Here is a 10,500-nt window from a genome sequence, read left to right on the forward strand (position 1 = left end):
CCCCGCGTCCCCTGCCGCGGCCAGTGTCGATCATCCTAGGCCCCGGGCCCGTTCATCGGCCGAACAATTCGAAGGCCACGGCCGGTTTCCCGCCGAAGCGCCCGCCCGCCGCCTCGGCGCTCGCGGTCAGGAAGCCGCGCGCGTACTCCTCCGGGTCCTCGTCGGTCAACGCCTCGATGTAGCTGCGGTGTTCGAGCAGCGAGCGGACCGCACGGTCCAGGCCCGGCCCGGCCTCCACGGCATGGGTGGGTGTGGCCGAACCGGCGACGGCGACCCAGCGCACGCCGTTCCAGGGCTCGAGGCCCCGCTCGGCGAGTTCCGGGAAGATCCAGCGGTTGCCGGCGTCCCCCGCCGCGTCCAGGGTGGCGCGGCCCACGGCCACGTGGTCCGGGGTGTTCCAGACGGCGCCTCCCCAGGTGTCGCGGTGGTTGAGCGTGATGACCAGTTCCGGACGGTGGCGGCGTATGGCGGCGGCGATGTCACGGCGCAGCGCGGTGCCGTACTCGATCACGCCGTCCCGGTGGTCGAGGAACTCCACCGTCGTCACGCCCACGACGGCCGCGCTCGCCCGCTGCTCCCGCTCCCGCAGCGCGCCGCACCTGTCCGGCTCCAGGGTGTCGATGCCGGCCTCGCCGCGGGTGGCGAGGACGTAGGCGACCTCGCGGCCCCCGTCGGTCCAGTGGGCGACCGCCGCCGAGCAGCCGTACTCGAGGTCGTCCGGGTGCGCGACGACGGCGAGGGCGCGGCGCCAGTCGTCCGGCATGGGCGTCAGCTGACTGAACTTCGGCTCGGTCATGCGGGCAGACTAGCCCCGGCCCCTGACAGCGCCCTCCGGCGGCCGTCACACGGCATCAGGGCCCCTCTACCGGGCAGCACCCCCCGAATGCCCGTCGCACGGCATCAGGCCCCGTCGCGCGGCGTCAGCCCTCGGCCGGTGGCATCAGGCCTCGTCGCGGACGAGGGCGAGCAGCCGGTCCAGGACCCGCGGCCCGCCGACCCGCACGCCGTCGTGCTCGAACTCGTCGGTGACCCAGGTGCGCAGGCCCCTGATCGCACCGGCGGTGTCCAGCGCGTGCGCGGTGTCGACGTACATGTCGTCGTGGTAGACGGCCGCGGCGACCGGGACCTCGTTGGCGGCGAGCCGGGCGGGGTCGTAGAGGGGCCGCCAGTCGGTGCGGGCGGCGAGGAGCTCGGCGGTCTCGCGCAGCGGGCGCAGGGCCGGGTCGCAGTCGAAGGTCCACGGGTGCACGGACTCGCCGGTGAACATGACCGGCCCGTCACCGGCCAGTGCCTTGGCCGCGTCGAACTGCGGGAACTCCCCGCGGACCCGTTCGGCCGACCACGCGGTGGGGCGGGTGTCCCGGCCGTAGATCGCCTCGTGGACGAGGGCGTACAGCGGGTGCCCGGCGTACGACAGCAGGCCCTGTACCTCCTCCTGGAAGGCGTCGGACAGGGCCGGGCCCTGCGGGGTGCGGACGAAGGCGTGCTCCAGCAGGAAGTGGAGGCGGTGGCTGCCGTCGCCGGTGCCGAGCAGGAGGCCGAGGGACTGGAAGGCCTCGGCGGTCAGCCGGTAGCCGTTGGGGAGCACGACGTCGTGGGTGAGGAGGTGGTCGACGATGCGGCGCACGCGCTCGACGTCCTGCGGGTAGCGGGCGTAGTGGGCGGCGACCTTGCGCTCGATGCGGGGGTAGGCGGCGCGGTAGACGTCGTCGGCGTGGGCGTCGAGGGCGGGCAGGCCGCCGGTGATCAGCGCGGCGGCCAGGCCCTCGGGGTACGTGGAGAGGTAGGTGACCGTGCAGAAGCCGCCGAAGCTCTGGCCGAGGACCGTCCAGGGGGCACCGCCGGTCAGCTCGGGGCGGATCGTCTCGCAGTCGCGGACGATCGAGTCGGCGCGGAAGTTCGTGAGGTAGTCGGCCTGCTCGGCCGCCCCGCCGCGCAGCGGCAGGGTCTGCCGGTTGGCGGGCGTGGAGCGGCCGGTGCCGCGCTGGTCCAGGAGCAGCACCCGGTACTCCTCCAGGGCTCGGCCGAGCCAGGCCTGCTTACCGACGAAACGATTCGCCCCGAAGCCCGGGCCGCCCTGGAGATAGACGAGCCACGGCAGGTCCTGCCCTCGCCTGCCCGCCTTGCCGGCCGCAACGACCTCACGGGCGTAGAGCTCGATCGTCTCCCCCGCCGGGTCGTCGTGGTCGAGCGGCACGGTGAAGGAGTGGTCGGTGAGGACGACGCCGGGCTGGCGGTAGCTGACGGTCAACGGATCTCCTGGGACGCAGGGTTTACGGCCGCGTCCCAGTTCAGCACATGTCTGTCCGCCGTCCGAGCCCGGGGATCACCAAATTTGCCGAACGTCTGGTCAGCGCCTGCTGAACGGGCGGTCAGCGGCCGGGCAGCGTGGAGCTGCGCACCACCAGTTCGGGCTGGAGCACCACCCGCCGGTGCTCGTGCGCTGTCGCCGCCCCCTGTGCCTCGGTCTCCTCCAGCAGCAGCTCCGCCGCGAGGGCGCCCATGGTGACGGCGGGCTGGCGCACGGAGGTGAGCGGGACGGCCGCCGCGGCGGCGAACTCGATGTCGTCGTAGCCGACGATGGCGAGGTCTTCGGGAACGTTCACCCCGGCCGCGTACATGGCCTGCAGGACGCCGAGGGCGAGCAGGTCGTTGGCGCAGAAGACGGCGGTGGGCCGGTCGGCGAGGCCGAGGAGGCGGGCACCGGCGTCCCGGCCGGCGGCCACGTCGAGGCGTTCGGTGGGCAGCTCGCGCAGCACGTCGGGGCCGAGGCCCGCCTCGCGCAGCGCGTTCAGGGCGCCGGTACGGCGGTCGCGGACCTGGTTCAAGCCGGGTGGACCGCTGACGTACGCGATGGAGCGGTGCCCGGCATCCACAAGATGGCGTACCGCCAGGGCGCCGCCCGCCACGTCGTCGACGGAGACCGAGCACTCGCTGGCACCCTCGGCGACCCGGTCGACCAACACGAAGGGGATGTTGTGCCGGCGGAAGGCCGCGATGTTGCGGCCGGTGGCGTCAGTCGGGGTGAGCAGGACGCCGCGCACCCGCTGCTCGGCGAAGAGGGACAGGTACTCGGCCTCCTCGCCGATGCTCTGCGCGCTGTTGCAGACCATCACGCCGAGCCCGGCCTCACGGGCGGCCCGCTCGGCGCCGCGGGCGACGTCGACGAAGAAGGGGTTGCCCATGTCGAGGACGAGCAGGCCCATGATCCGGCTGCGGCCGGCGCGCAGCTGGCGGGCGGATTCGCTGCGGACGTAGCCGAGGCGGTCGATCGCGGACAGCACCCGGGCGCGTGTCTCGGTGGCGACGGTCTCGGGGCGGTTGATGACGTTCGAGACCGTGCCGACGGAGACACCGGCGGCGCGGGCGACATCCTTGATACCCACCGACTGGGTCATCGGGCGGAGACCTCCGGGAAGACGAGGAGCGGCGGGCGGGGCTTCACATTATCGTCATCGCCCCGCACGCCAGAGCGGAATCAGGCGGGCAGCGGGCGGTCGACGAGATGGAGCGCCGTGGGCGTGGTGACGCCGCACGGCCTCTTCCGGTACGGCAACGACGGGGCGTGGTACGCCCCGCCGCGCGTCTCGCCGACCGCGGTCTCCCCGGAGGCGTGCGTGCTCGCGGTGCGACAGGCGGTGCCCTGAAGGCCCTTGCGAGCCGGCCGGCCACTCTTGTCGCGGGGGCCGTTGCCGGCCGGGCCGTCGCAGGAGACGAAGTGGACGGCCCTGGTGCCCGGTTGGCTGCGGCCCGGTGGGGTGAGCGACGGTCTCATGCGGTGCTCCGGGGTCAGGCGAGGTGGAATACCTCGGTGAGGGGCTTCATCGCCTCGTCGGGGCGGGTGCCGTCCAGTGACTCGAAGAACGGCGCCATCTCGGCCTGCCAGCGGGCGTTGACGTCGGTGGCCTCCATGCCGGCCCTCGCCGCCTCGAAGTCCTCGGTCTCCAGGTAGCCGACGAGGAGGCCGTCGTCGCGCAGGAAGAGCGAGTAGTTGTGCCAGCCGGTGGCCGAGAGCGCGTCGCGCATCTCGGGCCACACGGCGGCGTGGCGTTCGCGGTACTCGGCGATCCGGTCCTCGCGGACCTTGAGGAGGAAACAGACGCGCTGCATGAAGTACCGCCCGGGGATCAGAAGTTGAACTGGTCGATGTTCTTGGCGTCGAAGACCGTCGGCTTGCCGAGGTTGATCACGCCGTCCTTGCCGATGGTGTACGTCCCCATGTCACCGGCCTTGAAGGTCTCGCCCTCCTTGCCGGTGATCTGCCCGGAGGCCAGGGCGACGGTGGTGCGCGCGGCGAGCTCGCCGAGCTTGGCCGGGTCCCACAGCTCGAAGGCCTCGACGGTGCCGTTCTTGACGTACTTGCGCATGTCGTTGGGCGTGCCGAGGCCCGACAGCTTCACCTTGCCCTTGTACTTGGAGCCGGACAGGTACTGGGCCGCGGCCTTGATGCCGACGGTGGTCGGGGAGATGATCCCCTTCAGGTTCGGGTACTGCTGGAGCAGGCCCTGGGTCTGCTGGAAGGACGCCTGGGCGTCGTCGTTGCCGTAGGCGACCTTGACCAGCTTGACGTCCTTGTACTTGGGGTCCTTCAGCTCCTCCTTCATGTAGTCGATCCAGGTGTTCTGGTTCGTGGCGGTCTGCGCGGCGGACAGGATCGCGATCTCGCCCTTGTAGCCGATCTGCTCGGCGAGGAGCTGCACCTCGGTGCGGCCGAGGTCCTCGGCGGAGGCCTGCGAGACGAAGGCGTTGCGGCACTCGGGCTTGGTGTCGGAGTCGTAGGTGACGACCTTGATGCCGTTGCTCATGGCCTGCTTGAGCGCGGTGCACAGCGCGCCCGGGTCCTGCGCGGACACGGCCATCCCGTTCACCTGCTGCTGGGTGAGGGTGTTGACGTAGGAGACCTGGCCGGAGGTGTCGGTGGCGCTGGAGGGGCCGACCTCCTTGTACTTCTCGCCCAGCTCCTCCAGGGCCTTCTTGCCGCCGTTGTCGGCGGAGGTGAAGTAGGGGTTGTTGACCTGCTTGGGCAGGAAGCCGACGGTCAGGCCCTTCTTCGTCGCGGCGTTCGGGTCCGCCTTGCCGGCCGAGGAGGCCGCGGCACCGCTGTCCTTGTTCACGTCGTTCTTGGTGGTGCCGCCGCAGGCGGTGACGGCCAGGGCGAGGGAGGTGGCGGCGGCCAGGGCCGCGCAGGTACGGCGGATCGATGCTCTGCGCATGAGGGTTCCTTACGGGAAGGGGCGGGTGTGGTTTACGAGGTCGGAGTGGGTGCCTTGGACACGGGCGCCGAGGCTGCTCGGCGCCCGGCCCTGGCGACCGCGATCTGGCGTGCGACCCGGGGGCCGAGCACGGAGACGACGAGCAGGACGCCGGTGACGACGATCTGCGACTGGGCGGAGACGTTGACCAGGCTCATCACGTTCTGCAGCGCGCCGAGCAGGAACACACCCGCGATCGCGCCGCCGAGGGTGCCCTTGCCGCCGTCGAAGTCGATGCCGCCGAGCAGCACGGCCGCGACGACGGAGAGTTCGAGGCCGGTGGCGTTGTCGTAGCGGGCGCTGGCGTAGTGCAGGGCCCAGAAGACACCGGTGAGGGCCGACATGAGGCCGGTGGCGACGAACAGGATCAGCTTGTGCCGCTTGACCCGGATGCCGGCGAACCGGGCCGCCTCCTCGGCGGCGCCGATCGCGAACAGCGACCGGCCGAACGGGGTGGCGTGCAGGGTGACCACGGCGATCGCGAGCAGCACCACGAAGGGCAGGAAGGCCTGCGGCAGGAAGGTGCCGCCGACGCGTCCGGCCGCGAAGTCCAGGTACTGGGTGGGGAAGTCGGTCACCGCGTCCGAGCCGAGCACGATCTGTGCGATGCCCCGGTAGGCGGCGAGCGTGCCGATGGTGACGGCCAGGGACGGCAGTCCGAGCCGGGTGACCAGCAGGCCGTTGACCAGGCCGCACACCGCGCCGAGCAGCAGGCACAGCGGGATGATCGTCTCGATCGTCATGCCCTGGTTCCACAGGGCGCCCATCACCGCGCCCGACAGGCCGGCGGTGGAGGCGACCGACAGGTCGATCTCGCCGGAGACGACCAGCAGCGTCATCGGCAGGGCGATCAGCGCGATCGGCAGGGTGTTGCCGATCAGGAACGACAGGTTCAGGGCGTTGCCGAAGCCGTCGACGAAGCCGAATGAGAACAGCAGGACCACGACGAGCAGGGCGCCGACGACGGTGTCCCAGCGCACGGCTCGGGTCAGTGAGGTCGCGGAGAAGTCAGCCATGGCGGGCGTTCCTCTTCTTCAGGGCCGAGGCCACGCGCAGCGCGACGATCCGGTCGACCGCGATGGCGAGCAGGAGCAGGATGCCGTTGATCGCGAGCACCCAGACGGAGCTGACCCCGAGGGCGGGCAGCACACTGTTGATCGAGGTCAGCAGCAGGGCGCCGAGGGCCGCTCCGTAGACGCTGCCGGAGCCGCCGGTGAAGACCACGCCGCCGACCACGACGGCGCTGACGACGGTGAGTTCGTAGCCGTTGCCGGTGCCGGAGTCGACGTTGCCGAACCGGGCCAGGTACATGGCCCCGGCGAGTCCGGCGAGGCCGCCGCAGAAGGTGTACGCGCCGAGGATGCGCTTGCGGACCGGGATGCCGGCGAGCCGGGCGGCCTCCGGGTTGGAGCCGAGCGCGTACAGCTCACGGCCGCCGGAGTAGTTCTTCAGGTAGTACGCCGTGCCGACGAGCACCGCGAGGGCGATCAGCGCCAGGTACGGCACCGCCCAGAGGCCGCCGGAGCCGAAGTCGACGAAGCCGCCGGGCAGGTCGGCCGCGGTGATCTGGCGCGATCCCACCCAGATGGAGTCGATGCCCCGGATGATGTAGAGCGTGCCGAGGGTGACGACGAGGGCGGGTACCTGGCCGAGGCTGACCAGCAGGCCGTTGAGCAGGCCGAAGCCGACCCCCAGCAGCACCGCCAGCACCACGGCCACCACGGGGTTGCCGCCGCCGTGCAGATAGGTGCCGGCGGCGAAGGCGCTGATGCCGAGCGTGGAGCCGACCGACAGGTCGACGTTGCGGGTGATGACGACCAGGGACTGGCCGGTGGCGACCAGCACCAGGATGGTGGCGTTCAGCAGCAGGTCCTTGATGCCCTGCTGGGAGAGGAACTCGCTGTTGCCCGCCTGGGTGATGGCGATCATCACCAGGAAGACGACCAGGATGGCGAGTTCGCGCATCTTGAAGACGCGGTCGACGAGCCGGGTGCCACTGGACTTGGGCACCTCGGCGGCGGAGGCGGGGTTGGGGGCGGTCACGGTCACGCCGCCCTCCCCGTGGCTGCGGCCATCACGGTTTCCTCGGTGGCTTCGGAGCGGGGGATCTCGGCGGTCAGCCGGCCCTCGTGCATCACGAGCACGCGGTCGGCCATGCCGAGTATCTCGGGCAGGTCGGAGGAGATCATCAGGACGGCGACCCCGTCGGCGGCCAGTTCGCTCAGCAGCCGGTGCACCTCGGCCTTGGTGCCGACGTCGATGCCCCGGGTGGGCTCGTCGACGATGAGCACCTTGGGGCCCGTGGCGAGCCACTTGGCCAGGACGACCTTCTGCTGGTTGCCGCCGGACAGCGTGGAGACCGCGTCGGCGATCCGGGCGTACTTGACCTGGAGCTTGACCGCCCAGTCCAGGGAGCGGCTGCGCTCGGCGCCGCGGTCCATCAGGCCGGCCCTGCGCGTGGTACGCAGTCCGGTCAGGCCGATGTTGCGTTCGATGGACATGTCCATCACCAGGCCCTGGGCGCGCCGGTCCTCGGGGACGAGGGCGAGTCCGGCGGCCATCGCGGTGGACGGGGCGCCGTTGGTGAGCCTGCGCCCGTCGACCTCGACCTCGCCGGCGTCCCAGCGGTCGACGCCGAAGACGGCCCGGGCGACCTCCGTGCGCCCGGCGCCGACCAGTCCGGCCAGGCCGACGATCTCGCCGCACCGCACCTCGAAGGAGACGTCGGTGAAGACGCCCTCGCGGGTCAGCCGGCGCACGCTCAGCGCGACCTCACCCGGCGTCACGTCCTGCTTGGGGTAGAGCTCCTCGAGGTCGCGGCCGACCATGCGGCGGACGAGGTCGTCCTCGGTCATGCCGTCCAGCGGCTCGCTGGCGATCCAGGCGCCGTCCCGGAGGGTGGTCACCCGCTGGCAGATCTCGAAGATCTCCTCCAGGCGGTGCGAGATGAACAGGACGGCCGCGCCCTGCTCGCGCAGGGTTCGTACGACGCCGAACAGGCGGGCCACCTCGCTGCCGGTGAGGGCCGCGGTCGGCTCGTCCATGATCAGGACGCGGGCGTCGAAGGAGAGCGCCTTGGCGATCTCGACGATCTGCTGGTCGGCGATGGACAGGCCGCGTGCGGGGCGCTCGGGGTCGAGGTCGACGCCCAGGCGGCGCATCAGGCCGGCGGTGGCCTCGTGGGTGGCCTTGTGGTCGATACGGCCCAGCGCCCGGCGCGGGCGGCGGCCCATGAAGATGTTCTCGGCGATCGACAGGTCGGGAAAGAGCGTCGGCTCCTGGTAGATCACGGCGATGCCGGCGTCGCGGGCGTCGCCGGGGCCGTGGAACACGACGGGCTCGCCGCCGAGCAGCACCTGGCCGGCGTCCGGCCGATGCACTCCGGCGAGGGTCTTGATGAGGGTCGACTTGCCCGCGCCGTTCTCCCCGGCGAGGGCGTGCACCTCCCCCGGAAACAGTTCCAGGGACACGTTCCTGAGGGCACGCACCGCGCCGAAGGACTTCGAGATGTCCCTGAGCGCCAGCACCGGGGCCGGACCCGTGTCGGACGGGTGGGTCATTGGGGGCTCCTCGACGACGCCGGCCGCTAGCCGCACCGCGTCGTGAAAGGTTTCAACTGGGTTGCCGGGACGTTAGGCATGGAGTCGATGTCACGTCAATGGGTACGTGGCGAAAAAGTTTCGAGGCTCAAAGGTCACGGCCGGGTCACGTTGAAGAGTCTGCGCCCAAGGGGTTGACACCCCCACGCGGGGCCCATAACTTCCGGTCCTGAATCGTTTCACACAGAAGCCGTTCAAAAGCCGTTCTCAGACTTCCCCCAATGTCACAGGAGCCCTGCAGTGACCGAGCTCGCCGCGGTGAAGGCCGCGCTCAAGACCCAGGCCGTCGAGACGCCGTCGTGGGCGTACGGGAACTCGGGGACCCGCTTCAAGGTGTTCGCACAGGCCGGCGTACCGCGCACTCCGCAGGAGAAGCTGGACGACGCCGCCAAGGTGCACGAGTACACCGGCGTCGCCCCGACCGTCGCCCTGCACATCCCCTGGGACAGGGTCGACGACTACGCGGCACTCGCCCGGCACGCCGAGGAGCGCGGTGTGCGGCTGGGTGCGATCAACTCCAACACCTTCCAGGACGACGACTACAAGCTGGGCAGCATCTGCCACCCGGACGCGGGGGTGCGCCGCAAGGCGGTCGACCACCTGCTGGAGTGCGTCGACATCATGGACGCCACCGGGTCGCGGGACCTGAAGCTGTGGTTCGCCGACGGCACCAACTATCCCGGCCAGGACGACGTGCGTGGCCGGCAGGACCGGCTCGCCGAGGGCCTCGCGGAGGTCTACGGACGGCTCGGCGAGGACCAGCGGATGCTGCTGGAGTACAAGCTGTTCGAGCCGGCCTTCTACACCACCGACGTCCCGGACTGGGGCACGGCCTACGCGCACTGCCTCAAGCTCGGGCCCAAGGCGCAGGTCGTCGTCGACACCGGGCACCACGCGCCCGGCACCAACATCGAGTTCATCGTCGCCACGCTGCTGCGCGAGGGCAGACTCGGCGGGTTCGACTTCAACTCGCGCTTCTACGCCGACGACGACCTGATGGTGGGCGCGGCCGACCCCTTCCAGCTGTTCCGGATCATGTACGAGGTGGTGCGCGGCGGCGGGCTCACCTCCCAGGTCGCCTTCATGCTCGACCAGTGCCACAACATCGAGGCGAAGATCCCGGCGATCATCCGGTCGGTGATGAACGTGCAGGAGGCCACGGCCAAGGCGCTGCTGGTCGACCGCGCCGCCCTGGCCGAGGCGCAGTCCTCCGGTGACGTGCTCGGAGCCAACGCCGTGCTGATGGATGCGTACAACACCGATGTGCGTCCGCTGCTTCGCGAGGTGCGCGAGGAGATGGGGCTCGACCCCGAGCCCCTTGCCGCGTACGCGCGGTCGGGATGGGCGGAGAAGATCGTTGCCGAGCGGGTCGGCGGGCAGCAGGCCGGCTGGGGGGCGTGAGCGTCCGCCGGGATCCGTCGTCTTCGGGGTGCGGGCCGGATACGGCTGAGCGCGCCCCGCGGCAAAGCCGCTGATCGAGCCGGCCCCACGCCCCCTCCCGCACTCCCCTCATCCTGAAAGGAACCCCCATGTCACTCCACCCCGAAGCCTCCGCCCTCCTCGACCGGTCCCATCGGCTCGGCGCCGATCCCCGCAACACCAACTACGCCGGCGGCAACGCCTCCGCGAAGGGCACCGGCACCGACCCC

The 10,500-nt window shown here is 71.2% G+C and carries 10 protein-coding genes; 1 reads left to right on the forward strand and 9 read right to left on the reverse strand.

The genetic code is table 11. From position 1 onward, the window contains the following. Window positions 1–52: 52 nt before the first annotated feature. From BZY54_RS20190 to BZY54_RS20230, 9 genes are all read right to left on the reverse strand, one after another. Window positions 53–796 (reverse strand): PIG-L deacetylase family protein, encoded by a 744-nt coding sequence (locus BZY54_RS20190; protein WP_086726585.1) that lies wholly within the window; start codon window positions 794–796, stop codon window positions 53–55. Window positions 797–940: 144 nt separating this feature from the next. Further along, window positions 941–2,251, reverse strand: a complete 1,311-nt coding sequence (locus BZY54_RS20195) for an alpha/beta fold hydrolase (protein WP_086726586.1) — start codon at window positions 2,249–2,251, stop codon at window positions 941–943. Between the two features lie 121 nt (window positions 2,252–2,372). Further along, window positions 2,373–3,398, reverse strand: coding sequence for a LacI family DNA-binding transcriptional regulator (locus BZY54_RS20200; protein WP_086726587.1), 1,026 nt, complete (start codon window positions 3,396–3,398; stop codon window positions 2,373–2,375). An 80-nt stretch (window positions 3,399–3,478) separates the two neighbouring features. Beyond that, window positions 3,479–3,775: a hypothetical protein gene (locus BZY54_RS20205; protein ID WP_086726588.1), complete on the reverse strand. Its 297-nt coding sequence runs from the start codon at window positions 3,773–3,775 to the stop codon at window positions 3,479–3,481. Between the two features lie 14 nt (window positions 3,776–3,789). Continuing rightward, window positions 3,790–4,110, reverse strand: coding sequence for an L-rhamnose mutarotase (locus tag BZY54_RS20210; protein WP_086726589.1), 321 nt, complete (start codon window positions 4,108–4,110; stop codon window positions 3,790–3,792). A gap of 17 nt (window positions 4,111–4,127) precedes the next feature. Further along, complete coding sequence (rhaS, locus tag BZY54_RS20215; RefSeq protein ID WP_086726590.1) at window positions 4,128–5,213, reverse strand: rhamnose ABC transporter substrate-binding protein; 1,086 nt, start codon at window positions 5,211–5,213, stop codon at window positions 4,128–4,130. 32 nt (window positions 5,214–5,245) lie between these two features. Beyond that, window positions 5,246–6,268, reverse strand: a complete 1,023-nt coding sequence (locus BZY54_RS20220) for an ABC transporter permease (protein ID WP_086726591.1) — start codon at window positions 6,266–6,268, stop codon at window positions 5,246–5,248. Continuing rightward, the gene (locus tag BZY54_RS20225; protein WP_086726592.1) at window positions 6,261–7,301 is read right to left on the reverse strand and encodes an ABC transporter permease; all 1,041 of its coding nucleotides are present in this window, start codon (window positions 7,299–7,301) and stop codon (window positions 6,261–6,263) included. Before BZY54_RS20225 ends, BZY54_RS20220 begins: the two co-directional genes overlap by 8 nt. After that, window positions 7,298–8,812, reverse strand: a complete 1,515-nt coding sequence (locus tag BZY54_RS20230; protein WP_086726593.1) for a sugar ABC transporter ATP-binding protein — start codon at window positions 8,810–8,812, stop codon at window positions 7,298–7,300. The genes BZY54_RS20225 and BZY54_RS20230 overlap by 4 nt, the downstream gene beginning before the upstream one ends. Before the next feature lie 279 nt (window positions 8,813–9,091). Between BZY54_RS20230 and rhaI the strand changes: the two genes are divergently transcribed. Continuing rightward, window positions 9,092–10,252, forward strand: a complete 1,161-nt coding sequence (gene rhaI, locus BZY54_RS20235; RefSeq protein WP_086726594.1) for an L-rhamnose isomerase — start codon at window positions 9,092–9,094, stop codon at window positions 10,250–10,252. Window positions 10,253–10,500: the final 248 nt, after the last annotated feature.

The organism is Streptomyces carpinensis, assembly GCF_002154505.1.
In the GTDB taxonomy this organism is placed as follows: Bacteria; Actinomycetota; Actinomycetes; order Streptomycetales; family Streptomycetaceae; genus Streptomyces; species Streptomyces carpinensis.